Source organism: Yersinia sp. 2553 StPb PI (assembly GCF_052217105.1).
GTDB lineage: Bacteria > Pseudomonadota > Gammaproteobacteria > Enterobacterales > Enterobacteriaceae > Yersinia > Yersinia enterocolitica_E.
Map to the genome: position 1 here is coordinate 1,023,120 of NZ_JAZGPX010000002.1, position 25,049 is coordinate 1,048,168.

Below are 25,049 nucleotides of genomic sequence, written 5' to 3' on the forward strand. Positions count from 1 at the left end.
GTATCCGGTATAGGAAGGAGAGGCGCTTTCAGCGGCTTGCTTTAAATTGCAAAATCTTGCGCATTTTTACGATAAATCGCTGGAAAATATAGTCTGCCGTCTGGCAAGCCATTAAACTGGTTGCATCCGCGTACCGAAAGGAAGTCAGCGCAATGTTGGAACGGTATCAAGCCTTTGAAACCCTAAAAGAACACAAAGCGTGCTTGCATGATTGTGTGCAACTCGGCTCGGGTATTCAATTGGCAGCCTGGTCTAACCGTGATGACTGTATTACACAAGAAAGCCCTGATCACCACACCTTGAGCCTGTATGTTGCAGATGGCTATGAGTGCTATCACAAAACGCGCGCTGGCTGGAAAAATGGCGGTGGACCGGATCGTTTTTGTATTATGCCAAAGGGCAGCTTATCCAGTTGGGATGTGCGGGATGACCTGTCATTTGTACATTTGTATTGCACCGATAAGCATCTGCGCCAGCTAGCTGAACAAATTTGGGAGCGCAGCCCCCAGTCAATTCAGGTTGATGAACGAATTTTCGCAGAAGATCCGCAAATAACGTTGTTATATCGCCAATTTTTACTGAATTGTAACTGGCAAGAACAGGCCAATCATTTAGCCCTCAGTAGTGCTGCTACCTTGTTGATGACCCATTTATTAAAAAATTACACCCAGTTGCAGTGGGCGATCCCCGTAATTCGCGGTGGGTTGTCTCCGGCAGTGTTAAAACGGGTGAAAGAGTATATTGACGAACATCTTTCACAGCCGTTGCTGTTGTCAGATCTTGCTGAACAGGCAGGGTTGAGTGAGTTCCATTTCGCACGGATGTTTAAGCAGAGCACTGGGCTGTCACCACATCAATTTGTGTTGAAAGCGCGGTTATCTCGCGCAGACCAGCTATTAAGACATAGCATGATGCCGCTTATTCACATTGCCCTGGAGTGTGGTTTCAGCTCTGCCAGCCACTTCAGTAACTGTTTTAAAGTGGCCTATGGCCTAACGCCCTCGACTATTCGGCAACGCTAATCACAGCACGCTATAAGGGGCAACTTAGGTCACCTTCAGCACAATCAAGGAATGACTGTAGTTCTGCCGAGCGAGCTTCAGTTTTGTGGGTCAAACAAGCCGAGATAATCATAGGATGCACTGAACCGCCTTCGGTGGCTGAGGATTGGAAGGTACAATCTGCGTCACGGTATTTTATCCAAGTAAGTTGCGCACTCTTTAATAATGCTCTTTGGGCAACTGGGGTTTTGGCCAAAACTTGTTTATAAATACGGTTTAGTTCGGTATCGGCTTTCTTATAATCTAAATTTGCGCACTGGTTTATATCCAGTTGTGTCAGTGCGTTCTGGCAGTCAAGTGCCAATGCTTGGTCGACGGGTAATGCCAGTAGCGATATCAATATGATCTTCTTTAACATGATTATTTTTCCCAAATAATAGTCAAAAGATAATGTTAGCCCCACATTGAATAATGTGAGGCTCAGAATTATATTACATTGGTTTCTTAGGTGCCCACTCAATCTCTTTTTTCATCTCAGTAATTTTTTTGTTCGGTGATTTTTTACAAACATCAATCACTTTTGGTGTGTAGACCTGGTCTATTTCCTGGAAATCTACGCTATCGCCTTTTTTATACTGGATATCCCGGTTTAGGATCCAGAAAGCGACGGGGGTCATACTTTTCGGATTAAGATCAAGGAATTCTTTGCAGGTCATTTCTGTTGGGGTGGTGGGTGATGATGCTGCGAATACTGTGTTAACGGTTACGAGCATGAGTGGGCTTTGTTGAATAATTCGGATTTAGATAAAAGCGCCTCTCGTCACTGACTTCCTCAGGCAATCCGCACACTTTCTGGCATCCCTGCACGCGTCATTTTGTTTAAGGCACGGATCATGGCCATAGTTTCTCCAACCTGCGCATCGTAATCCCTCAACGTAAGATGCCCACCAAACAGCTGTTTTACGCGGTACATCGCCGTTTCGGCCACTGAACGCCGGTTATAAGCCGTGTGCCATTTCCAGTACGCATTGCTCCCAGTAAGCCGTTGCCTCGCCACCGCCTGATTTCTGTCGGCATACTCCACCGGCCAGTAGCCGGCGCGCGTTCGCGGCGGGATAAGCGCCTTAATTTTCTTGCGCCGCAACTCGTCGTGGCACCGCTTTGTGTCATAAGCCCCGTCGGCACAGGCAGCCCTGATTTTCCTGTGCGTCTGACGGATAAGCCCCGGGAATGCCTCTGCATCAGTCACGTTGTTTAGGGACAGGTCAGCGCAGATAATCTCATGCGTATCAGCATCCACCGCCAGGTGCAGTTTCCGCCAGACGCGGCGCTTTTCCTGGCCGTGTTTTTTCACCTTCCACTCACCCTCACCGAAGACTTTTAAGCCGGTGGAATCGATAACCAGATGGGCAATTTCACCGCGTGTTGGGTTTTTGAAAGGGATGCTGACGGATTTAGCCCGCCTGCTGACGCAGGAATAATCCGGGCAACGGAGCGGGAGCTTCATTAGGGTAAAGATGGAGTCAATGAATCCCTGCGCAGCGCGAAGTGTGAGGCGAAAAACGCGTTTGAGCATCAGAACGGTTGAAATGGCCAGCTCAGAATAACGTTGCGGACGACCGCGTAAAGACGTGTTGGGCTCGTCATACCAGGCCTGAATGGCCGACTCATCAAGCCAGAATGTCAGTGAGCCCCGATTGACAAGCGCCTTGTTGTAGGTGGCCCAGTTGGTGATTTTGAACTTTTGTTTTGCCACGTGATATCGCTGCAGGATCAGGAGTGTGGTGATCTGATCCTAACTACGGCCAAAAGTTCGATTTATTCAACAACGCCGCATGAGTGTCACAATGACACTCTTAAGCAGTGATTTATAGAACATGACTATTTCCTTATCTATATATTAAATTTCAACTGATATTATTGTTACATGGATGAGAGTTATATCTCGTTATTTAGCATGAGCTATAAAGGTATATCTTGCCAGCGCCAAGCTTAAATTATCGGGATGAGGGATAAGACGGATTATTATTTTCTGCTAGCGTTCCTCTTATGTGTCTGATTTGCATGAAAGAGATTTAATAGCGATTTATATAAGATTGGTAAACGTAGCTATCAATAGTAATTGTTTATATTTTTTGTTTCTTTATTAACTATGACATGGCTATTTATTTTGAAATAAAAAGCAGAGCAACAAAATATGCCTGCTTTCAATTTATCTGTTGCTACAATACTATTAGCGATACTAATAAATATAACATTTTAAACTTTGTGGTTTTTATCTGATAGCGGTGGAGGGCATGGATACTTGCCATCATGTTGCGGCTGGTTTTTTGCTGGTTGGCTATCATGATGTTCTTTCGCTGGCGGCAACGGGCGGCCACTCTTGTCTTTCGGCGGTTCAGGTGGGCGTTTACATCTCACCCCCGATTGTTTTTGTGCTTCTTTATTAATAGGTTGTGTGGCAAAGCTAGAGGCTGCATTCAATAGCAACATTGATACACCACAAAACATCAGTAACTTCTTCATTCTCGCTCCAGTTATTCAATAGGAATACATCATCACCATAACGGATTGTTCTTTCAGTTTTCTTGGCGAGATTTGTAATGATATTATCAAGTTGAGTGTCTGTAGTTATCTATTAGAGAGTATCATCATTCCAAACCTACACTGATTCATTGGTGTATGTTATAGTTCACAGTGTTATTATTAGCGCCATCAGTAGACTGGTTATAATTTCATTTTTTCTTGTTCTAAATTATAGGTGATTTACTTTATGTCTTTATTTTCTTTTTATCATAACTGCCTGAATGCTTTGACTGGGAAAGTATTTGGTCAGCACCGTAAAGGTGAACCAGTGAAGAGAGAGAATGGGAAAGATAAATTATCTAATCTTCAACTGGATGTACTGTTGAATGCGGAAAAACAGGTCGCGATTATTACCACCGACTTAGATAGTCGGATCACCATATTTAATGTGGGTGCGGAGCGAATGTTTGGCTATTCTAAAGATGAAGTCTTGGGAAGCCCTATTTCGGATATACTGCACATTCCAGAGTTTGGTAAGGATCAAGCTGAGCTGGATTATTTATTGCTTAATCGGCGTGATGCCAGCGAGTGGTGTTATCAGCGCCAAGATGGGAAACGTTTCTGGGGAGCACTTAGTGTCCATGAAATAACTGCCGATAATAACCAGACCGTGGGTTATATTAGTGTGATTGCTGATGTTTCGGAAAGAAAATTCCTGCTGATGAAGCTGGAAGAAAGTAAGCAGATGATGGATCGTTTAACTAAGAATTTACCAGCAATGATTTATGCTTATTATTTAGATGCAGAGGGTAAATCTTATTTTAAATATTGTAGCGAGGGTGTCAGGAAAATATTTGCTCTGTCACCGGCTGATGTTTTGTATGTGCCCAGAGAGGAAAACCCTCTGTTTAGCCGCGTGCATACTGACGATATGGATATGCTAAAACAGGCGGTAGCCATCTCTCAACAGAATCTATCTGTCTGGCGCTGCGATTTTCGCGTGGTGTTGCCGGGCAAAGGTACACACTGGCTCCATGGTGAGTCTTTCCCGACGCTTCAGGATGATGGGGCTGTTATTTGGTATGGCTCGTTTTTCGATATTACTGAACTTAAACAGTCAGAATCGATCCTCAAGGCGTTGTCACAAACCGATGTATTAACTGGGGTAGCCAATCGTCGCCACTTTGATGATATCTATCAGCACATCTGGCAAAAAAACCAGATCGAAGGCGGTTCTCTGTCTGTGTTGATGATCGATTTTGATAATTTCAAAAGCTTTAACGACCTTTATGGTCATGCAATGGGGGATGTTTGTTTGAAATCCATTGTCGAAACTTTGTCAAAATCTATTCGTGGTGGTTCAGACATTTTGGCGCGCTATGGCGGCGAGGAGTTTATTGTATTGCTAGCACCCAGTACCCTGGCGGATGCGAAAGCGGTTGCCGAGCGCATGCGTCACTCCATTGAGGAGTTAGATATTCCCCATGGGATATCGCCAGAGGGGCGGGTGACCATCAGCATTGGTGTGGCTTCGGTATCCGCGCCGGGTGAGTCTATTTCGGCGACAGACTTGTCGGATGCTGCGGATAAAGCGTTATATCGGGCGAAAACCACGGGGAAAAACCGCGTGGAAGCGGTGGTGCTGAACTGATACGTAAAGAGCGTGTGGGGCAGGGAAGAGAGTCATTACTGCCCCACAGAGAGTCGATTTAGGATAGTTAATGTCTAGTTGTCGTGATCCTGAGCTTCACGCAGGCGTTCTTGCTCTTCAGCTATAACCGCTTTGATTTCCTCCAGTACACCCTCAACATCAGCTGCTTCGGTGCTTTCTGCAAACTCACCAGTCAGTTGCGTTTCTGGATGCAGTTTACCATCCTCATAAAGTGCCCACATCTCTTTGGCATACTTACGATTAAGCAGTTCTGGTGCGTATTGGCCATAATAGTGTGTCATGTTTGCGACATCCCGCTCCAGCATGGCTTTAGCATGATTGTTCGCCGCAGCATTGACGGCTTGCGGTAAATCGATAATGACCGGGCCCTCTTTATCAATTAAGACATTAAACTCTGATAAATCGCCATGAACCAGACCGGCGCAAAGCATCCGTACCACATATTGGATCATCAACGCATGGTCAATCAGCGCTTGTTCTCTGCTAAATGGCACATCACTCAGGCGGGGGGCGGCAAGGCCATCTGCATCGGTGACCAGTTCCATCAATAAAACACCATCAAGGCATGCATAAGGTTGAGGTACCCGAACACCGGCATTGGCGAGCAGGTACAAGGCATCCACCTCGGCAGTTTGCCAGGTCTCTTCCTGTTGCTTGCGGCCAAATTTAGAACCTTTGGCCATGGCTCGCGCGTCACGACTGTTACGAACCTTACGCCCTTCCTGATACTGAACAGCCTGTTTGAAACTGCGGTTTTCAGCTTCTTTATAGACTTTAGCGCAGCGGATATCCTGCCCACAACGGACAACGTATACATCAGCTTCTTTGCCACTTTTCAAACGACGGATGACTTCGTCAACCAAGCCGTCATCAACCAGCGGTTGGATTCGTTTTGGAATTTTCATGGCGTCCTTGTACCCTATTTAAGCCCGCGATGGAATGGCTTTGGCTGAATTTTCCTTCAGTTTACCATTCGCGCCCATCAGCGGGTGGGTTTTTACTGAGTATCAGGCAGCACTGAACTGGGCATTATGCAATTTTGCATAGGCACCTTTACGGGCCAGCAATTCATAATGGTCGCCCTGTTCCACAATCCCTTCCTTATCGACCACAATGATACGATCGGCATTTTGAATTGTGGCTAAGCGATGGGCAATCACCAACGTCGTTCTGCCTTGTGATAATTCCGTTAGCGCAAGCTGGATGGCTTGTTCAGTGGCAGTATCAAGCGCGGAGGTGGCTTCATCCAGAATCAAAATCGGTGGATTTTTCAGGAAAATACGTGCAATTGACAAGCGCTGTTTCTGCCCACCGGATAATTTCACTCCGCGCTCACCAACAACGGTATCCAGTCCATCAGGCAAGCTTTCAATCAACTCATCTAGCCGGGCTTGTTGTGCTGCAACCATTATTTCATCGTCGCTGGCATCGAGTTTACCGTAAGCAATATTCTCACGGATAGATCCGCCGAATAAGAAAACGTCCTGCTGAACAATACCGATATTATTACGCAATGATTGCTGAGTCATATCACGGATATCAATACCATCAATCGTGATTGCCCCCTCATCGAGTTCATAAAAGCGGGGCAGCAGTGAGCATAACGTGGTTTTACCCGCCCCCGATGGCCCGACGAATGCCACGGTTTCGCCAGCCCGGATTTGCAGGTTCAAATGGGTGAAAATTTTATTCTGCGGTGAATAACCGAAACTGACATTGTGATAACAAATATCGCCATGCAAATGGCCAACAGGGCGAGCGTTTGGTCGGTCAACAATATCAGGCAGTGTATCTATCAATTGAGTGAATCGCTTAAAACCGGCAATTCCTTTCGGATAACTTTCCAGGACTGAGGTTATTTTCGCCACCGGGCGAAAAAACACTTCAACTAATAACAGAAATCCGACAAAACCGCCGTAACTCAACTGGTCATGCACGACGTACCAGGTACCGGCAACCATCACAATTAACTGCACCAGACGGGTACTGAGGTAGCTCATAGTCATACTGGTGGTCATGATGCGGTAAGCCCGCAATTTGGTGGTGCGGTAGCTTTCGTTATCTGCGGCGAACAATTTCTTTTCATGAGATTCATTAGCGAAAGCTTTGACGACACGAATACCGCCGATACTTTCCTCAATGCGGGCATTAAAATTGCCAACTTGACCAAACAGTTTGCGCCAGGTTTCGGTCATCTGTGAACCGTAGCGGCTGACCAGATAGGTCATAAAGGGTACGATGATGATGGTGAGCATCGCCAGTGGTAAATGGACGGATGCCATCAAAATGAATGCACCGATAAAGGTCATAATGGCAATAAAAAGATCTTCAGGACCGTGGTGGGCAATTTCTCCAACCTCTTCAAGGTCTTTGGTGACGTGGGTGATAATATGGCCGGTCTTCATATTGTCGTAATAGCTAAATGATAATTTTTGCAGATGGCTAAAAGCCTGGCGACGCATGTCGGTTTCGATACCCACACCCAATGCGTGCCCCCAGTAGTTAACAATCGCCATTAGCGCAGTATTGAGCAGATAAATCATCAACAGGCCAGTTGCCGCCCAAACGATCAACACCCAATCTTGATTGGGAAGTAATTTATCAATGAACAGTTTTACCGCCATCGGGAAACTCAGCTCCAGCAGCCCGGCCAAAATGGCACAGCCAAAGTCTAGATAAAAAAGCCCTTTGTACGGGGCATAATAAGAAAAGAAACGGCGGAGCATTGGGGTATCCTTACAATTACAGAGGAGAAATCGGTACAAATGTCGGAAAAGCTGTTCGCTGCATTATAAATGTAAATGGTTCTTAATAGCATTTATTTTGCTATTTATTATCCGATAATAGAATTCTTATCTGTGAGAATATGCATTGAAGCCAAGATTATATCGAGTATTGTTAGTCAGATAATAGCGAGGAGCAGTAGCAATGAATTTGACCATGACAGATGCCCCAACGACTGAAGATATTGCAGAAATCATTGAGGGGTTGAAGGCTTTTAACCGTAAATTTGTTGGTGATAATGGTCGTAAACCATTAGCCGTATTTATCACAGGAGAAGGTGGCGAAAAGTTGGGAGGGATTACCGGATATACATTAGGTAATTGCCTGAGTATTGAGTTGTTATGGGTATCGGATGCATTACGTCACTCAGGGGCTGGTACTAACTTGATGAACGCAGCCGAACAGGAAGCAATACAGCGGGGATGCAAGTTTGCCCAAGTAGATACATTCAGCTTCCAGGCTCGCCCGTTCTATGAAAAACAGGGTTATCAATTGAAAATGACGCTAGAAAATGTACTGGGTGAGTACCACCGTTATTATTTGACTAAAAATCTGATTAACTAGTTTGGCAGCACAAACCGACTATGCGCAGTTTAAATTCAAATGGTATCAAGACCTATGTCTAATAGGTCTATTTTGTCACTGATACATAAAGAGGCTACCGCTGTGAGTGTATATACGCCTTAATATTAGTGTCACGCCCACTCAACAGTGAATATTCAGCTTTTAAAGGAGGCTCACATTTTCTCTGAATTGCATCTATAGGCGTGGGTCTTCTATTAGGTTATTCTGTTTTACATTGGATTAGTTAATGTAAATGGAAATGAATATGGCGGCTTCATCAAATAAAAAGCTCTCGCTGTGGTCATTAACCTCGCTGGTCGTGGGTTCAATGATAGGTGCTGGTATTTTCTCTTTACCTGCTACATTCGGCCGAGCAACCGGAGGATTGGGTGCCATCATCGCGTGGATTATTGCTGGTGGCGGAATGTTAACTCTGGCCTTTGTTTTTCAGACTTTGGCACAACGTAAGCCAGATTTGGATTCCGGTGTTTATATTTATGCTAAAACTGGGTTTGGTGATTATGCCGGTTTTGCCTCAGCCATTGGTTTTTGGGCTGGCGCCTGTATCGGAAGTGTTTCCTATTTTGTTTTGATCAAATCAACATTGGGAGCCTTCTTCCCACTATTTGGTGATGGTAATACGTTATCCGCTGTCTTAATTGCGTCATTAATCTTGTGGAGTTTTCATTTTATGGTGTTGCGCGGCATCAAAGAAGCCGCAGCAATCAATACTATTGCCACCTTTGCTAAAGTTATTCCGATATTTATTTTTGTTATTGTGCTGGCATTTGCATTTCATACAGATACGTTTGCATTAAACTTCTGGGGTTCCCAATCTTTGTCTGGTGTCGGTGATCTCTCCCATTTGGATGACTATGGTTATACCGGTCATGCGGCATTAGATATTGGTGCAACATCAGAGACACTATTTGCTCAAGTGCGCAGTACTATGTTGGTCACCGTATTTGTTTTTGTGGGTATTGAAGGGGCGAGTGTTTATTCCCGTTACGCTAAAGAAAGAAAGCATGTTGGTATTGCTACTGTTCTCGGTTTTATTGGTGTTTTATGTTTACTGGTATTAGTGACAATGCTTTCCTATGGCGTGCTGCTTCGTCCTGATCTTGCTGCTTTACGGCAACCCTCAATGGCTGGGGTGTTAGAACATATAGTGGGTCGATGGGGCGCTATATTTATCAGCATCGGGCTGATTATCTCCGTTATGGGTGCGTATCTGTCATGGACCCTATTGGCGGCTGAAGCACTCTATTCCGCAGCAAAAAGTAATATCATGCCGCAGATATTTGCAACGGAGAATAAGCGCGGGGTGCCATCGGCAGCGGTTTGGATGTCGAATATTTTTATCCAATTATTCTTAATTGTTACGCTCTTCACTGAGTATGCGTTCCAGTTGGCACTGGAACTCACCAGCTCATTAGTTTTGATCCCCTATTTGCTGGTTGCGGCTTATGGGCTGAAATTGGCCTGGACCCGAGAAACCTATTCGGTAGGTTCGGTCGAGCTGAAGAAAGATTTTATTTTTGCTTTGATAGCAACACTATATGCCATATTAATGGTCTACGCGGGCGGGTTGAAATACATATTACTGTCAGCAGTGATATATGGTCCGGGAACTGTGCTGTTTATCATCGCGAAGCGTGAGCAAAAGAGAGCAATATTCGCGCCGATTGAAAAATGTCTTTTTGCCGTGGCCATGATTACCGCTTTAGCCGCTCTGTATAGCCTCGCCACAGGGGTAATTACGGTATAATAACGTCGGTGATACAGTAATTGTCCACTGAACAGAGATGACATTATATTATCGCCACAAACACTTAATCAAAGCTAATGTATTTTGCGCCTATCCCTAACTTTACAATGGATGGGCTTGATCTATAACACAGAGTACGACAGGATCGCGTTGGAATAACTAATGATTAGGTTGATATCCGATAGAAATGTATCCATTATAAAATGCGATTTTTCTTATATAGAGTTAGGATTGGTGTGCGCCAATCAGTAGGTATTGCTTTGAAAAAACAACAAAATATTACCCCGAATAGTGATTATTCTGCGGGAATTGGCGATGCGCAATTTGCGCTCGTGGTTTTACTTACAACATCATGTTTGCTGATTGCAATAACATTGATTGCGATCCTATGGTTAATCTAATGATACGCCATAGAAATTAGGGGGAGTGTATGGATAAGAGCTTGTTTGATGACAACAAAGTCATCGCATTGATCGGTTTACTGTTGGCGGCACTCATTGTCGTCAGTGTCATGTTTGCGATGACCTATATGGCGGATCGCCAACGTAACGAAGCACAACCTATTGATGTACAGAATTGCTATAAAAAGAACTGAAAAGCGTTATTCGCCGGAAAGCAGTGGTAAGCATTCAGGCGAATCGTGGGCATTGCGGAGTGTTATGCCAGCTTCTGATGAATAGCATGCAAGGGCAACGCGATATTCAGGTCAATATCAGTATTTTGCCTGAAATCATACGGAGTGATACCGTAACGTTTTCTGAACATGTAAGTAAAATGTGACTGTGAGCCAAAGCCAAAGTCCAATGCGATATCAAAAATCGTACTATCACTACTTCTTAGTTGATAAACCGCGCCCGCTAAGCGTCTTTCCCGAATGTATTTACCCAGCGATACCCCGGTCACTTCTTTAAATATTTTCTGCATATGCCAAAGCGAATAGCCTGAATACACGGCTAACTCTTCAAGGTAGATGACCCGCCCTAGATGGGTTTCGACCCATTTACTGAGGGCGCAGACTAACGCGAGATGATTTTCTTGTGACATTATTTAGTCTGTTTTTTCTGGATAGGAGTAGAGCAGTATACACAAGTTGAATCGAACAACACAAAACACCAAATTGCTCCCGATTGAACAAAATAGACCATAAAGACTTTTCAGACAGTGTTTGCAAAAGATTTTTCTGGTGCCATAGTAAAAGGGTAGTGTCATCAGGAAGGGGTCTATCCCGAGGATAAAGGGTTGAGTTTGGAAAAATAGAAATTAAAAATGATGAGGTGATCGCATGTTAATAACGGTGATTATGACTCTGATAGCGGTTGTCGGCGTAACCGTTTTTTTAAAGATGCCAGTAATGGTCCTGCATAAAGGTAAAGGCGCAGGAGGTGATGAACTGTGAGATTAGGAATATTGTGATCGATCTACATCTAATGAGTTTCCTCTAGAACCAGGTGATTGATAATTTCATGCCTGGTTTTTTTATATCCTCTTCGTACTGACGTTAGCTTTCTTGCCATCTCATATCTGCTTCTTTCTTTCAAAAAGAGGGGGCAATTGATTAAGCACATCATCGACATCGGTTGTAGGTATTTCATTAGCCAAGGATAATGTTAGTCTCTCGAGTCGACAAGAGCAGTGCAGGTTAAAGAAATATTTCAGCAAGCGTGATATCCTTTTACGATATTACTGAGAAGGAATTATGCATGTCTGAAATGTTTACTAATGACCAAGAGCTGGTGTCAGACTTGGTTGCCTGCCAACTGGTGATTAAGCAAATCCTTGATGTGATTGATATCATTGCTCCGGTGGAGGTGCGAGATAAAATGTCCCATCAACTTAAAGCTATTGATTTCTCTACACACCCGGCAGGGGCGGACCCAGTGACTAAGCGAGCGATTGAGAAAGCCATTGCATTAATTGATATGAAATTTAGCCAAAAATAACAGCTACCGTTTAAGGCTGTCTGCAAGTAGGGCGGTAGTATCAGGCTAGCGGCCGTGGGGGAAATGCACTGCGGGTTATGAATAGCAAACCCGCAGTTCAATTATTCAAAAACGTTATTGCCGATCTTTTTCACTAATGGGCAGTTACTGACACCAATGACACCATTTTCACCGTTTATAAATTGAGCGGTTGTAACAGTTCTTGCCGTCAGATATTTACACTGCAAACCAATGCCTGCGGCGTTTTTCTCACTGCCAATAAGCACGCCATAGCCTGAAAAGAGAAGGCCCAAGTATATGATTGCTGCCACCAAAACCAGTCTGAATAAACTCATGTAGTCACTCCATGTAATTAGTTTTACTTATTTTTTAGGATAAATATTTAACAGTTTAACGAGTAATGATAAGTTAGTTAATAGTAAAAATCCTAAATCATATTGATTTATAAGACTAAACAGTAAATTCTTATAAAAAATGTTGTTACAGAGCTATAGTGCACATCAGTAATTACATTTTGGCTATAAATGGTTGATGTTTAATACAGTATAATTAAAAAAAACATTACGGAAGGTGCCCGATTTGAACATTAAGAAACTTGTCGCAACGGTAGGGATCATTGCCGTTTGCTGCTTGTTTTATCTATTAGCCCTTGATAGTTATTGCGATCAGGGGGGGACTTTTTCTACCGGTATTTGTGCTATCACTTCGATTATTCCATGGTAAGGATAGCCTATTATGCTTAGCTATAATAACGATAGATAACTATTACTATTAGTTATCGTTATTAAGTATGAATCACTTATTCAGATCCCCTTTGTGGTGGGCAGAGTGATAAGATAGCGCCTTAGCCACGTATGTCATAGGGTAGTCAATGTTAGATACAAATATGGGGGCACTGGGTGTCATCCCAATTGCTTTATCGCTGCTTACTGTCATTTTCTTCTTGATAGTCTGGTTCTTTTTGAGCCGTGCCAGTGTACGAGCAAATGAACAAATCCGTTTGTTACACGAAATTGCCGAACAACAAAAACGGCAAACCGAATTGCTCAATGCTTTACTGGAAAATGCTACGGGTGTCAGGCATGAGCAAGACGATAGTGATATTGTTTCGCCTCTCGACTTCAAAGGGTTTATTCCAGAGCGATAAATCCCCCCGATTCTGATGCTGTCACCAGGCGGTATCAGAATATCGTCGTAGCTAGAGTTATGGTTTCTCCTGCATAGCCGGCATTATCTTTTTGCGCGATGTGAGTTTGCCCCTTTATTTAGCCCAATATACTGCGCTGATTGTCATAAATTTGTCTTATTTTCGCCGTAATGTAGCCAGAACTTTTCAAGACAACGGTGATTCTAATGATTAAATGGTATGAAGAAAGTGACACTGAAGTGAACCGAAATATTGCACTGCTGACAGGGGAAGATCCCGATAAGTGGTATCCATACGGTGGAGTTAAAGGTAAGGACTACTGCAAAAACCCTTCTGATGCCTGGCCTATCATCTATGCCAATAAAATTGGCCTCTATTCCCCTGAAGTTAATGATAATAATCAGTGGAATGCTCGGATTACCAATCCGCAAGGTGAGTGGCAAGCCTATAGCCAAAGTCCACTTCGTGCCGCGATGATTTGTTACCTGCTCAGCCAAGATATTTGAGTAAATATTGATGATTTTCGACCGCGTGGATACCCATATGCTGAGCGCGTGGCGTGACCAACGGTAAGCGATTCTCTGACTGACTTCTTGGAGCTGATGATGAAACGTATTATTAAAGGGGATTCAAATTTATCTCACCTGGTCATTGCCCATGCGGCGATTGACCACCATCAAAAGTCTTATGGTGAGCGGCGCCAAGGCTGGCCTTCAACTTATCTTATCCGCTATAAAAATAATCGCGTGGCGGTTGAAGTTGTCACCCGGAGTCAATCTTATGTCGCGACATTGATGATTGGGGCCAGGAATCTGAGTAAGTTATGTGGCATATCTGCGTTACAACCCTAAACAGGCAAAGCATCATTGTCCTCTAATCAAATCCTTCCCATGTAAACATCGGCTGATTGATCCTTCTCCGATAGTCAGCTAACCACCTTTATTCTTGCTGCAATTAGGTTTAAGTGTTAAAAAACCGCCGCAGATTCATTTATGAAAGCGCTGTTTAGCACGTTAGTGCGTAATAGGTGCGGCAGAGGATAGGATGGAACAGCAGTTGCAGGATTCAACACTAAAACGCGGTTTAAAAAATCGACATATTCAACTGATTGCCTTGGGTGGTGCGATTGGGACCGGATTATTTTTAGGGATAGCTCAGACGATTAAGATGGCTGGCCCTTCAGTGATACTCGGCTACGCCATCGGTGGTTTTATCGCTTTTCTCATTATGCGTCAGCTCGGTGAGATGGTTGTCGAAGAGCCAGTTGCAGGTTCATTTAGTCATTTTGCGTATAAATATTGGGGCGATTTCGCTGGCTTCTTATCTGGTTGGAACTACTGGGCGATGTTTATACTGGTTGGTATGGCTGAATTGACCGCCGTCGGTATTTATATTCAATACTGGTGGCCAGAGATTCCCACCTGGGTTTCCGCTGCTGTATTTTTTGTCTTAATAAATGCCATCAATCTTATTAACGTACGAATGTATGGTGAAACTGAATTCTGGTTCGCAATCATCAAGGTTGTTGCCATTATCGGTATGATTGTGTTCGGTGCATATCTGCTGGCTTCCGGTACTGGTGGGCCTGAGGCATCGGTTACTAACCTCTGGGCACAAGGTGGGTTTATGCCCCATGGCTTGAGCGGATTAGTGATGGCGATGGCGGTGATTATGTTTTCTTTTGGTGGCTTGGAGATGGTTGGCATTACGGCCGCTGAAGCTGAAGATCCCCATCACAGTATCCCTAAAGCAACCAATCAGGTTGTCTATCGCATCCTCATTTTTTACATCGGTTCATTGGCGGTACTGCTTTCCCTATATCCGTGGGGCAAAGTGGTTGAAGGCGGTAGCCCCTTTGTGATGATTTTCCATGCGTTAGATAGCAATTGGGTTGCAACAATCTTGAATGTAGTGGTTTTGACCGCCGCGCTATCGGTTTACAACAGCGGTGTTTATTGTAATAGCCGCATGTTATTTGGCTTGGCATCGCAGGGGAATGCGCCTAAGTTGTTGACCCGAGTTAATAAACGTGGCGTGCCTATTCTGTCAATCGCACTTTCGGCGTTGGCCACCTCAGCCGGTGTTGTTATTAACTATGTTATGCCGGGCAAAGCGTTTGAACTGCTTATGGCGCTGGTTGTTTCAACATTGGTCATTAACTGGGTGATGATTTGTTTAGCTCACCTCAAATTCCGGGCTGCGAAGGTGCAAGAAGGCGTAGAACCGCGGTTTAAGGCGCTATGGTACCCATACGGTAATTATCTGTGCCTGGTGTTTCTGTCGTTGATTCTGGTCATTATGTATCTCACTGATGGTATTCAGATCTCAGTGCTAATGATGCCAGTTTGGGTTGCGCTATTGTGGTGCGGTTTTATACTCACTCGGCGTAAACATAAGCGGCATAAACTGAATGTAAATGACTCAGATGTAGCCTGATTGAAGTGTTAGCATAAAAGTGCCGGGCGATTAACTGTATGAAAAATCAAGCCCGGCTGTTATCACCTAAGACGCTATTTGTTGTGTTTAAATAATCAGCAATAAACTAAGCGGATACTCAGCATAGTTTTAATTGATGAGAACTATCGTATTTTTTTGGATCAATTAACGCTAATTGAGATTAATTCTTAATAGTCGCCTATAACCACTTTAATTGCATGGTTTAAATAGTTAAATAATAGAGTCCATTAGAATTGCCAGCGCATCCAGGTAAACAAAACATTACCATTATTATAAGTGCCGGGAATATAGGTGCTTTGTAGTGAAAACTTATTATATTCAATAGAAATAAGTGGCAAAGGCAATGGGACAGGAATGTAATAATATTCATGACGTGCGGTAATGCTGGCGGTAAAGCCTACGCCAAAACGCCAGCCGTCCATCGCTCCCGGTATCCACATTTTTTGATAGCCATAACCTATAATGGGTTCAATTTGGTTGTGCGAATCCATAAATGCCATCGCATACACAGAGTGCCAGTTGTTATCCTCATCATAGCGATACTTGCCATAGCCGATACCCCATGGCCGCTCATTGTATGACTCTATCTTGTCATCATCGTAGGTCCAGCGGTTGTGCCAGGTATTCAGCGGGATATACAGCTCCTGGTTTGGTGAATCCCAGGTAAGCGAGATGTTGCTCGTCAGGCGTTGCCACAAGCTTTCATTGCTGGTTTGCGGGTTATGCTGCCCTATAGATGTCGGTGTTGGCTGATAGTCTTCCTCCGCCAATACAGTAGCGGCCTGACCCCACCATAAGCTACTGAGAATACAGGTGTTGATAATATATTTACAATTCATAACATGGCTCTCTGATGCCCATAAGGCGAAATAAGATATCTGTGCATCAGATAATCTTTGTACTTATCAAAATAAGAGTGATTAATAGATTATTTATAATTGCGTGGAGCTTATAATCTCGAACCTAAACCACACTATAACGATAAAGTAATTTAGAGTTTTCAACTGTACATCAGTGCTATTAAATTCTGTTTCAGAAAAGTTAAGAATATATCAAGAGGAATTTCTCACACTAAATGTAGGTGGATTAGGCTACATTTCACCCTGGTGAATTAACTAATAATGCGTACTTTAGGCGATATTCATGCAGATTAAATAAAGTGCTATCGCACCTTGTTGGTGCGATGCAGCTAATTTTTCTCGTGTATTGCACCTATATAGCACAATACCAGTCCATATGGAGAGCCAATCTTTTAGTATTAAATTTGGCATTTGAGTTTATATTTTTATATAACAAGGGGCTCTCCTTACTGTTGGGGGTAGGTTGTGCAATTGTGCTTCATAACAAAGTCGCCAATAAATTATTTCTGATTTTTGAGCAAAGATAAGATTCAAACTATAACCTGATATTAAGTAAGGGGTTAGCTAACAAGCTTGCCCCTGTGACAGTCACTAGATGAAGAGAGTGAGCCGTCAGCGCTGGGGAGGGATATATTCAATTATTATATATTTAATGCTAATAAAATTTATACCACTGTGATTTTCGGTTCGATGCTGGGGATGGAAAACAGTAAATATCCACGTAAGCAGTATTATAAAAAGTGTTAGCTGAAATGTTAAAAACCAGTAAGAAAGCGCGATAGGCCAGTATAAAAAAATAGAGCAGAAAATACGATGACCTTCAACAAATTTCAGCATATTTACGCATTCTTTATGAGCAAGCGTTTCAAATATGTGCGACAGGTTCACCCTTGATTAAAAATGGCTTGCCATCGAATACAGAGTATGTGATAACGCATATGGGTAAAACGAGGTACAGTTCTGTATATGTGTGGCATTTTCAGTAAAGAAGTTCTGAGTAAAGACGTTAGCGTTGAATACCGCTTCTCTGCCGATCCTTATCTTAGTGCCTCAAGCAGTAACGACTCTAGTTTGTCTATGTAAACGCCTACGGGCGAGTTAAACAATCCAAAGGAAATACTCAAGATGGCAAAGATCAAAGGTCAAGTTAAGTGGTTCAACGAGTCTAAAGGTTTCGGTTTCATCACTCCAGCTGACGGCAGCAAAGATGTGTTCGTACACTTCTCTGCAATCCAGGGTAATGGTTTCAAAACCCTGGCTGAAGGCCAGAACGTAGAGTTCGAAATCCAAGACGGTCAGAAAGGTCCGTCTGCAGTAAACGTTACTGCAATCTAATCAGCTCTTTTGCTGTAAAAACCCGCCTTTGTGCGGGTTTTTTCGTATTCAGGGTGCGATAAATATTATCTATCCGTTAAGGCAAAATAATTAAGCCGGAATGTTGATTACGGCCTTTAATCCCTGGATGGGTTGGGTCAATCGCTTGCTGCTGGCTGGTTCGGCGGAAACTGGTATATTTGAAGTGACTTTTATTATTATCATCATGTTGAATAGTCGTACAAATAGTACAACTGCCCACATGATCGACTTGATGAATGCCTGCACTTCGTAATTGGTGTTCAGCAATGGCCGCTAAGTTGAGGTGGCGAAAACGGGGTGAAATGATATTTTTAGCCAGTGGTAATTTATTAGTAAACCTTTCGACCAACTCCTCATTGACTTCATAGCAGCAAGACTGTGCGGCAGGCCCGATGGCTGCAACCCAATTTACAGGGTCATCATCGCGCGCAATACGCTCAACCATTTTTAAGATAATACCATCAAATAAGCCCCGCCAACCAGCATGAACCACCGCAATGGCTCTCCCTTGTTGTTGGCTAAAAATGATTGGCAGACAATCAGCCGTCAGAACGGTCAATAAAATGCCTGCTTGAGTGGTATAGAAACCATCGGCTTCACCACACTCTTGTCCCGGGGCGGTCACATCGATAATCGTAGTGCCATGAACCTGCTTTTTAATGGCTTGTGAAGCCTGATATGGCAAGAGGCAGGAAGGTAACAGGGCCGATTTATTGCCAAAACCATGGCAGAGGGTGGTGATCCGGCTAAGTTGTGGTGAAAAATCAGTCATAGAACCTACCTAATGAAGAAAAAGAACGCCACTCAGTGTAAGCCGATTTTTAAGTTATTGACCAGTCACCTTTTCTTTTAAATCGCCGTTAGTGAATTGTTGCAAAATAATGCATCTTGTATCACTGTTTTGGCACCCGTTAGTGTCTGGGATAGGGTTTAATGGCAGCTATGATGCTCGCTATTCTCCAGGGTTGATCTTAATGATTCCTAAACCAAAAACTGACAGTAATAACTTTATTCGTTGGCGCTTTGGCTTGTTGTGTAGTTGTATTTTAATGTCACTTTTTGGCCTGCTGGCACGGGTTGCCTGGCTGCAAGTTATTGAACCGGATCCGCTGGTAAAAGAAGAGGACATGCGTTCAGTGCGTGTGGTGGCAACACCCAATACACGCGGTATGATAACTGATCGTGGCGGGCATCCGTTGGCGGTCAGTGTCCCGGTCGAGGCCATTTGGGCTGATGCCAAAACGGTACTGGAAAAAGGCGGGGTAGGTACTACCGAACGCTGGCAGGCATTGGCACAGGAACTCAATATGCCAATAGGTCAATTAATCAACCGTATCAATCAAAACCCCAATGCCCGTTTTATCTATCTTGCCCGACAAGTTGAACCTAATGTTGCTGAGTACATTCAACGCTTGAAACTGCCCGGTATCGCGACCAAAGCGGAGTCACGGCGTTTTTATCCGTCCGGTGATGTGGCGGCCAATTTAATTGGTTTCACTAATATAGATGACCAGGGTATTGAAGGCGTAGAAAAGAGCTTTAACTCGCTATTAAGTGGCACCGCTGGCAGTAGAGTGGTACGTAAAGATCGCTTTGGCCGAGTGGTTGAGGATATCTCTTCTACTGATAGCCACCCGGGACAGAATGTTGAACTCAGTATTGATGAACGTTTGCAGGCTGAAACATCCCATGCGCTGACCAATGCTGTCATGTTTAATAAGGCTGATTCTGGCTCCGCAGTGGTTATTGATATTAATACTGGCGAAGTCTTGGCGATGGCCAACTATCCCACCTTTAATCCGAATAACCGCGCAGCCACGGCGGAAGAGAATTTTCGTAATCGGGCTATCAGCGATATTTTTGAGCCGGGTTCGACAGTCAAACCGATGGTGGTAATGACTGCATTACAACATCATCTGGTAAAGCCAGACAGCGTACTGGATACCCATCCTTATGTGCTGAGTGGGCACCAAATTAAAGATGTGGGTTTTTATCCTGCGCTATCGTTGACCGGCGTATTGCAGAAATCAAGTGATGTTGGCGTCTCTCGTCTGGCGTTGGCAATGCCGTCTTCGGCATTAATGGAAACCTATGCGTTGTTTGGTTTGGGAAAACCGACTCAGTTAGGCCTTACCGGTGAAAGTAGTGGGTTAATGCCACAGCGGCAACGCTGGAGTGATCTGGATCGTGCTACCTTCTCTTTCGGTTACGGCTTGATGGTGACGCCGCTGCAACTGGCTCGAGTCTATGCCACCATCGGCAGTTTCGGTATTTATCGGCCATTATCGATTACTAAGGTCGATCCTCCGGTGTTAGGGCTACGGGTATTCCCCGAGGATCTGGTGCGGCAAGTGGAACATATGATGGAAAGTGTGGCGCTGCCCGGCGGTGGCGGAATGAAAGCGGCCGTCAGGGGATACCGGGTTGCCGTTAAGACGGGGACTGCTAAGAAGATTGGGCCAAATGGCCAGTATATTGATAAATATGTGGCTTATACCGCGGGTGTCGCGCCTGCCAGCCAACCCCGTTTTGCATTGGTGGTCGTGATAAACAATCCGCAAGGCGGCAAATACTATGGCGGCGCGGTTTCTGCCCCGGTATTTAGCGATATTATGGGGCAAATTTTGCGCACCATGAATGTTGAACCTGACGCTATCCCGGCAGGGATGGTACACCATAGCTGATATTCGACCGATTTATGGCGTTAAACAGTGGCTTGCAACGGTGGAAGTGCTTCTTTAGACTAACGCCGTGTCTGTCCGCGATTCTGGCGGTTATTTGTCTGTCATCTGGAAATCAACCATGTCTTATCAGTGCCCCCTTTGTCATCAGGCTTTGCAGCTTAGCGTGCAGCAGTGGCGTTGCAGCAATAATCATCAGTTCGATTGCGCCAAAGAGGGTTACGTCAATTTGATGCCAGTGCAGCACAAGGGATCGAAACAACCAGGAGATAGCCCTGAGATGATGCAGGCCCGGCGGGCATTTCTTGATGCGGGATATTATCAGCCCTTGCAGCAGCGGGTCTGCGAGCTTCTGGATGCAGCGTTACCACTGGATGCCACCATGTTGCTGGATATCGGTTGTGGTGAAGGTTATTACACCGGCGCTGTGGCAGATAGGTTAAATCGGCGGCGTCAAATGGCTGTTTTCGGTTTAGATGTGGCAAAAGTCGCCGTAAGGTATGGCGCAAAGCGCTATCAACAGGTGAGCTTCTGTGTAGCTTCCAGCCATCGCTTACCTTTTGCCCATAACTCGCTTGATGCGGTATTAAGGATTTATGCACCGTGCAAAGCGGCGGAGTTATCACGTACCGTGAAACCTGGCGGGATTGTGGTTACTGTTGCCCCTGGGCCGCGTCATCTCTATCAGTTAAAAGCACTGATCTACCCAGAAGTACAACTCCACGGTGATGCACAAGAGCACCTTGAGGGGTTTGACTTGCTGAGTTGCGAAAAACTGGCTTATGAAATGAAACTTCCGGGTAAGCAGAGTTTTAATTTATTGCAGATGACCCCTTTTGCCTGGCGGGCATCAATCGAAATGGGGCAGGAGTTGGCTGCGCGGCAGGCATTTATCTGTGAAACTGACTTTGTCATTGCGTTGCACCGCCGCAGAGAAGAGCCTACGGCTGAAATTGCAGCCGTGAGCAGTGACCAATAGTCTATGCTGTTAGCGTTGGCCTGACAGTGTTCGGGCCACGAGTCTTATATAAATTATATCAATCCAGATTTGATTTTTAAAAATCACCAATACCTTAATATTAGCTAACTCCCCTAAGGTAAACTCTCATTATTATTTTAATATATTTATAGTGTGACATTCCCTGGTGTAGAATCATTAATTAACTTAAGTCAAATTCATGGTTTTTTTATATTTTACTGAAGTGGTTTATTTAAGATCTAAGTTTCGCCAGGTTCGACCACCGGATTCAGTCACCAGTATAGAGGGTATGAACCGTACCTCCTCGGCAATTTTTAGTGCTAAATCAGCGACCTCTTGTTTGTTTAGTGTGCCACTGCCATAATTGAATTCCCCTTCAGGCAATTTATAGACTTTTTCCCGACCAATAAGGCGGGTAAAGCCGGCATCAATCATTTTCTTATTAAGTGACTCGTAATCGCCTTCCACTGCATTATGCAAAACAACACTAACCGTAAAGTACGGCATATCTATTTGTTCCAAGCTATAAGATGATTATCTTTATATAGCACAGCACTGACAGCGATATTTTGACCAAAGTCTAATTGCGCGACATACAAACCAATAACCCTGATAAAATTGTGTCATTAAGGGCGATTGAGTTAATGCGCTTCTGATGATTGGTCAATTTGATGAGTGGGTGGCAGTCATCGCCACCCAGACAAGAAGGGTTTAGAGTGAGAGTGATAGCCGGTTACGGCCTGCGTGTTTTGCTGCATAACAGGCGATATCTGCCTGACGCATGGCTTGTGCGGCATTCTCAGTTTGGCGAGTTAGCGGGATGGCGCCCAGACTTGCGGTAAATGTATACGATTGACCGTGCCAATGAAATTGGATGGCGGCAATATCGGCAACCACAGATTCCAGAATGTCTGTTGCAGGCTTGTTTTGACAATTAAACAACACGATAGCAAACTCATCGCCACCTAAACGGGCAACAATGTCATTTTCACGAACGGCTTGTTGCATGGTTTGTGCCACCATTCTCAGCACCATATCCCCAGCTTCATGACCTGCGGTATCGTTAACATCTTTGAAATAGTCTAAATCGACATAACAGAGGATATGCTGCTCGTTATCCCCCAATTGGCTGATTGACTGGGTGAGCCGCTCTTCCAGTCGACGCCGATTAATCAGGCCAGTTAGCATGTCATGATTGGCCTGATATTGCAGTTCGCGCTGTGCATGGCGGGCGCGAGTCACATCCTGAAATACCACGACCGCGCCAGTGAGTATATTGTCACGATCGCGGATCGGCGAGGCAGAACAGCGAATCTCTTGCCGTTCTCCTTGGCTTGATAATAACTGGCTGCCTTCTGGTAATAAGGTATTGCGCCCCTCGGCCAAACACTGATTGAAGGCAAGTAACTGATTTTTATCTTGCAACGGAGACCACAAAATAAAAACGTCTTCAATAGGCAAACCGCAGGATTCATTTTGGCTACGCCCGGTCATCTCTTCGGCTTTGGGGTTCATCAGTACCACACGGCCTTCTGTGTCGAGGGAGATAATCCCCTCCTGGATAGATGACAACACCCGATGCAGTTGCTCGCGCTCTTCATAACGCGCGACCTCACTGGCGCGCAGTGCATCTTCGCGTTGTTTGCGCTCACTCATATCACGGATTATTTCGGCATAACCGAGAAGTTTCCCATTATTGTCATGGACTACTGTTATGACTGTCACTGCCCAGTAGCGCGTCATATCTTTGCGAACCAGCCAGCCCTCACGCTCCATTCGACTCGTCGATGCTGCGGTCTTCAGCAACTTCTCCGGTAACTCGGCGGCAATATCCTCGGGTAAAAAGAAACAACCGAAATGCTGACCAATTATCTCATTACTGGCATAGCCAATATTCCGTTCAGCACCCTGGTTCCAGGTACTGACCCGGCCCCAAGGGTCAAGCATTAAAATAGCGTAATCCTCAACAGTATCAACCATTAAGCGAAAACGCTCTTCACTGATGCGCAGTGCTTCTTCTCGTTGACGACGCTCGGTGAGATCACGGACAATTTTGGTAAATCCCAACAGTTTGCCACTGTCATCATGCATTGGGTTAATTGCTACACTGGCCCAATAGCGAATACCGTTTTTGCGCACATGCCAGCCTTCGCTCTGGTAATTACCTTCTGCGGTAGCTTTGGCAAGTGATTTCTCCGGCACCCCAGCAGAAATATCCTCCTGTGTGAACAGCAACGCAAAATGTTCACCGATTATTTCATCGCTGGTATAGCCTTCATTCCGTTCTCCACCTTTATTCCAGGTGAGAATTCGGCCATGAGTATCGATCATGTAAATAGCATAGTCTTCAACTTCACTGATCAGATGACGAAACTGTTCCTCACTCTTTCGCAGCGCATTTTCGCGCTGCCATTTATCCGTCAAGTCGCGGGTGACATGGACGAATCCCTGCAAAATATGGTCTGAATCATGCAGCGCACTCAGCGTAATATTACCCCAAAAACGTTTACCATTCTTACGCACCCGCCAGCCCTGGGTTTCATAGTGGCCAAACTGATTGGCATGTTGCAGCCCTTTGGTCGGTAATTTGTTCGCCAAATCCTCTGGGGTATAAAACAGTTCGAAAGATTGACCAATAACTTCTTCGCTAGCGTAACCGGCATTGCGTTCTGCGCCACTGTTCCAAGTGAGGATATGTCCTTGAGCATCAATGATGTATATGGCTTAGTCATCAACGGCTTCAATCAAGAGCCGGAAAATATGATCGTCAAATGATGCTGGATGCAAAGCCATTCCTGTATTTCCTTGAATTAATATTCAGCCACCTTTGGCTGAGCGGATCGAGAGCCAGAAGGGTTAATCTGTTATTGCGGTAAAAGTAATGTAGCAGTCTATCGCTAACAGATGAAATTAGGTAATGAGAATTTTCTTACCAGAAATAAATACACGATAAGAATTGTAATGGATATGAGGGTTACGCTTATCAAGCCTGTCACTACGGGACTTCAGGTAAGGAACTGATGTCAATATAACAGGGAGAAAGAATAAATCGCCTTATTAATAATAGGGGGTGGCGTGAATAACCCATAAAAATTGACTTAAGTAGGGAAGGGGAAATTAGTCTGGTCGTATATAAAAGTAATTTACGCAATCATTTCCCCTCATTTGGGGCCATAAGATTACCGACCGAGATCATGTTCATTACATAACTGATCTAATTTTTTCACGATACAAAAAATAACCCCGCAGAAGTGCAGAAATGCTTGCATCGGCAACTGTTATCAGGATAATTCTGAATCCTTATAATAAGCATT

27 protein-coding genes and 1 pseudogene are annotated in these 25,049 nt (G+C 44.5%); 16 read left to right on the forward strand and 12 right to left on the reverse strand.

The window, feature by feature from the left end; translation table 11 throughout:
• Positions 1 to 152: 152 nt before the first annotated feature.
• Positions 153 to 1,022, forward strand: coding sequence for a helix-turn-helix domain-containing protein (locus tag V2A84_RS05915; RefSeq protein ID WP_083158569.1), 870 nt, complete (start codon positions 153 to 155; stop codon positions 1,020 to 1,022).
• Positions 1,023 to 1,032: 10 nt separating this feature from the next.
• Here V2A84_RS05915 and V2A84_RS05920 read toward each other — a convergent pair whose 3' ends face one another.
• The 4 genes from V2A84_RS05920 to V2A84_RS05935 form a co-directional block, all read right to left on the reverse strand.
• Positions 1,033 to 1,419 carry a lysozyme inhibitor LprI family protein gene (locus V2A84_RS05920; RefSeq protein WP_372569271.1) on the reverse strand — a complete coding sequence of 129 codons (387 nt, stop codon included), beginning with the start codon at positions 1,417 to 1,419 and terminating at the stop codon, positions 1,033 to 1,035.
• A 73-nt stretch (positions 1,420 to 1,492) separates the two neighbouring features.
• Entirely contained in the window at positions 1,493 to 1,774 is a 282-nt protein-coding gene (gene hdeB / locus V2A84_RS05925; RefSeq protein ID WP_442848651.1) for an acid-activated periplasmic chaperone HdeB, read from the reverse strand.
• 59 nt (positions 1,775 to 1,833) lie between these two features.
• Entirely contained in the window at positions 1,834 to 2,757 is a 924-nt protein-coding gene (locus V2A84_RS05930) for an IS5 family transposase (protein ID WP_226717630.1), read from the reverse strand.
• 503 nt (positions 2,758 to 3,260) lie between these two features.
• Positions 3,261 to 3,527: a hypothetical protein gene (locus tag V2A84_RS05935; RefSeq protein ID WP_083158572.1), complete on the reverse strand. Its 267-nt coding sequence runs from the start codon at positions 3,525 to 3,527 to the stop codon at positions 3,261 to 3,263.
• Between the two features lie 247 nt (positions 3,528 to 3,774).
• Between V2A84_RS05935 and V2A84_RS05940 the strand changes: the two genes are divergently transcribed.
• Positions 3,775 to 5,178, forward strand: coding sequence for a sensor domain-containing diguanylate cyclase (locus V2A84_RS05940; protein WP_193784643.1), 1,404 nt, complete (start codon positions 3,775 to 3,777; stop codon positions 5,176 to 5,178).
• 74 nt (positions 5,179 to 5,252) lie between these two features.
• On the opposite strand, the gene V2A84_RS05945 is transcribed toward V2A84_RS05940, so the two are convergent.
• Both V2A84_RS05945 and V2A84_RS05950 read right to left on the reverse strand, forming a co-directional pair.
• Positions 5,253 to 6,104: a PA4780 family RIO1-like protein kinase gene (locus V2A84_RS05945; protein WP_083158573.1), complete on the reverse strand. Its 852-nt coding sequence runs from the start codon at positions 6,102 to 6,104 to the stop codon at positions 5,253 to 5,255.
• A 102-nt stretch (positions 6,105 to 6,206) separates the two neighbouring features.
• Entirely contained in the window at positions 6,207 to 7,925 is a 1,719-nt protein-coding gene (locus V2A84_RS05950) for an ABC transporter ATP-binding protein (protein ID WP_442820809.1), read from the reverse strand.
• A gap of 202 nt (positions 7,926 to 8,127) precedes the next feature.
• Between V2A84_RS05950 and V2A84_RS05955 the strand changes: the two genes are divergently transcribed.
• The 4 genes from V2A84_RS05955 (at position 8,128) to V2A84_RS05970 (ending at position 10,910) form a co-directional block, all read left to right on the forward strand.
• Positions 8,128 to 8,547 carry a GNAT family N-acetyltransferase gene (locus tag V2A84_RS05955; RefSeq protein WP_083158575.1) on the forward strand — a complete coding sequence of 140 codons (420 nt, stop codon included), beginning with the start codon at positions 8,128 to 8,130 and terminating at the stop codon, positions 8,545 to 8,547.
• A 265-nt stretch (positions 8,548 to 8,812) separates the two neighbouring features.
• On the forward strand, positions 8,813 to 10,315 hold the full coding sequence (locus V2A84_RS05960) for a basic amino acid/polyamine antiporter (RefSeq protein ID WP_083158576.1): 1,503 nt from the start codon (positions 8,813 to 8,815) through the stop codon (positions 10,313 to 10,315).
• Positions 10,316 to 10,518: 203 nt separating this feature from the next.
• Positions 10,519 to 10,716: a hypothetical protein gene (locus V2A84_RS05965; protein WP_083158577.1), complete on the forward strand. Its 198-nt coding sequence runs from the start codon at positions 10,519 to 10,521 to the stop codon at positions 10,714 to 10,716.
• 29 nt (positions 10,717 to 10,745) lie between these two features.
• Entirely contained in the window at positions 10,746 to 10,910 is a 165-nt protein-coding gene (locus V2A84_RS05970; RefSeq protein ID WP_083158578.1) for a hypothetical protein, read from the forward strand.
• Between the two features lie 62 nt (positions 10,911 to 10,972).
• On the opposite strand, the gene V2A84_RS05975 is transcribed toward V2A84_RS05970, so the two are convergent.
• Entirely contained in the window at positions 10,973 to 11,359 is a 387-nt protein-coding gene (locus V2A84_RS05975) for a helix-turn-helix domain-containing protein (RefSeq protein WP_038632374.1), read from the reverse strand.
• 656 nt (positions 11,360 to 12,015) lie between these two features.
• Here V2A84_RS05975 and V2A84_RS05980 point away from each other — a divergent pair.
• Positions 12,016 to 12,255, forward strand: a complete 240-nt coding sequence (locus tag V2A84_RS05980) for a DUF2766 family protein (protein WP_083158579.1) — start codon at positions 12,016 to 12,018, stop codon at positions 12,253 to 12,255.
• A 101-nt stretch (positions 12,256 to 12,356) separates the two neighbouring features.
• Here the strand turns inward: V2A84_RS05980 and V2A84_RS05985 are convergent, their stop codons facing one another.
• Complete coding sequence (locus tag V2A84_RS05985; protein ID WP_102970397.1) at positions 12,357 to 12,590, reverse strand: YobH family protein; 234 nt, start codon at positions 12,588 to 12,590, stop codon at positions 12,357 to 12,359.
• A gap of 244 nt (positions 12,591 to 12,834) precedes the next feature.
• Here V2A84_RS05985 and V2A84_RS05990 point away from each other — a divergent pair, with 244 nt between their 5' ends.
• From V2A84_RS05990 to V2A84_RS06010, 5 genes are all read left to right on the forward strand, one after another.
• Positions 12,835 to 12,978: a PhoP/PhoQ regulator MgrB gene (locus tag V2A84_RS05990; RefSeq protein ID WP_072081862.1), complete on the forward strand. Its 144-nt coding sequence runs from the start codon at positions 12,835 to 12,837 to the stop codon at positions 12,976 to 12,978.
• A gap of 148 nt (positions 12,979 to 13,126) precedes the next feature.
• Positions 13,127 to 13,402, forward strand: coding sequence for a YebO family protein (locus tag V2A84_RS05995; RefSeq protein ID WP_083158580.1), 276 nt, complete (start codon positions 13,127 to 13,129; stop codon positions 13,400 to 13,402).
• Between the two features lie 206 nt (positions 13,403 to 13,608).
• The gene (locus V2A84_RS06000) at positions 13,609 to 13,908 is read left to right on the forward strand and encodes a phage protein NinX family protein (protein ID WP_083158581.1); all 300 of its coding nucleotides are present in this window, start codon (positions 13,609 to 13,611) and stop codon (positions 13,906 to 13,908) included.
• 96 nt (positions 13,909 to 14,004) lie between these two features.
• On the forward strand, positions 14,005 to 14,253 hold the full coding sequence (locus V2A84_RS06005; protein ID WP_083158582.1) for a DUF4060 family protein: 249 nt from the start codon (positions 14,005 to 14,007) through the stop codon (positions 14,251 to 14,253).
• Positions 14,254 to 14,446: 193 nt separating this feature from the next.
• Complete coding sequence (locus V2A84_RS06010; protein ID WP_442848652.1) at positions 14,447 to 15,838, forward strand: amino acid permease; 1,392 nt, start codon at positions 14,447 to 14,449, stop codon at positions 15,836 to 15,838.
• Positions 15,839 to 16,086: 248 nt separating this feature from the next.
• Here the strand turns inward: V2A84_RS06010 and pagP are convergent, their stop codons facing one another.
• Entirely contained in the window at positions 16,087 to 16,698 is a 612-nt protein-coding gene (pagP, locus tag V2A84_RS06015; protein ID WP_083158584.1) for a lipid IV(A) palmitoyltransferase PagP, read from the reverse strand.
• Between the two features lie 987 nt (positions 16,699 to 17,685).
• Here pagP and V2A84_RS06020 point away from each other — a divergent pair.
• A complete protein-coding gene (locus tag V2A84_RS06020; RefSeq protein ID WP_002211058.1) occupies positions 17,686 to 17,802 on the forward strand; it encodes a DUF2627 domain-containing protein in 117 nt (38 codons plus the stop codon).
• A gap of 42 nt (positions 17,803 to 17,844) precedes the next feature.
• Positions 17,845 to 18,054 carry a transcription antiterminator/RNA stability regulator CspE gene (gene cspE, locus V2A84_RS06025; RefSeq protein WP_002221949.1) on the forward strand — a complete coding sequence of 70 codons (210 nt, stop codon included), beginning with the start codon at positions 17,845 to 17,847 and terminating at the stop codon, positions 18,052 to 18,054.
• A 76-nt stretch (positions 18,055 to 18,130) separates the two neighbouring features.
• On the opposite strand, the gene pgeF is transcribed toward cspE, so the two are convergent.
• Positions 18,131 to 18,847, reverse strand: a complete 717-nt coding sequence (pgeF, locus tag V2A84_RS06030; protein WP_083158585.1) for a peptidoglycan editing factor PgeF — start codon at positions 18,845 to 18,847, stop codon at positions 18,131 to 18,133.
• A gap of 202 nt (positions 18,848 to 19,049) precedes the next feature.
• On the opposite strand from pgeF, the gene ftsI reads away from it, so the two are divergent.
• Together ftsI and rlmA are read left to right on the forward strand one after the other, a co-directional pair.
• Positions 19,050 to 20,759: a peptidoglycan glycosyltransferase FtsI gene (ftsI, locus tag V2A84_RS06035; RefSeq protein ID WP_083158586.1), complete on the forward strand. Its 1,710-nt coding sequence runs from the start codon at positions 19,050 to 19,052 to the stop codon at positions 20,757 to 20,759.
• A gap of 118 nt (positions 20,760 to 20,877) precedes the next feature.
• Entirely contained in the window at positions 20,878 to 21,735 is an 858-nt protein-coding gene (gene rlmA / locus V2A84_RS06040; protein WP_083158587.1) for a 23S rRNA (guanine(745)-N(1))-methyltransferase, read from the forward strand.
• Between the two features lie 228 nt (positions 21,736 to 21,963).
• Here rlmA and V2A84_RS06045 read toward each other — a convergent pair whose 3' ends face one another.
• Both V2A84_RS06045 and V2A84_RS06050 read right to left on the reverse strand, forming a co-directional pair.
• A complete protein-coding gene (locus V2A84_RS06045; RefSeq protein ID WP_083158588.1) occupies positions 21,964 to 22,242 on the reverse strand; it encodes a hypothetical protein in 279 nt (92 codons plus the stop codon).
• A gap of 204 nt (positions 22,243 to 22,446) precedes the next feature.
• A pseudogene (locus V2A84_RS06050) lies at positions 22,447 to 24,528 on the reverse strand (PAS domain S-box protein).
• Between the last annotated feature and the right edge of the window lie 521 nt (positions 24,529 to 25,049).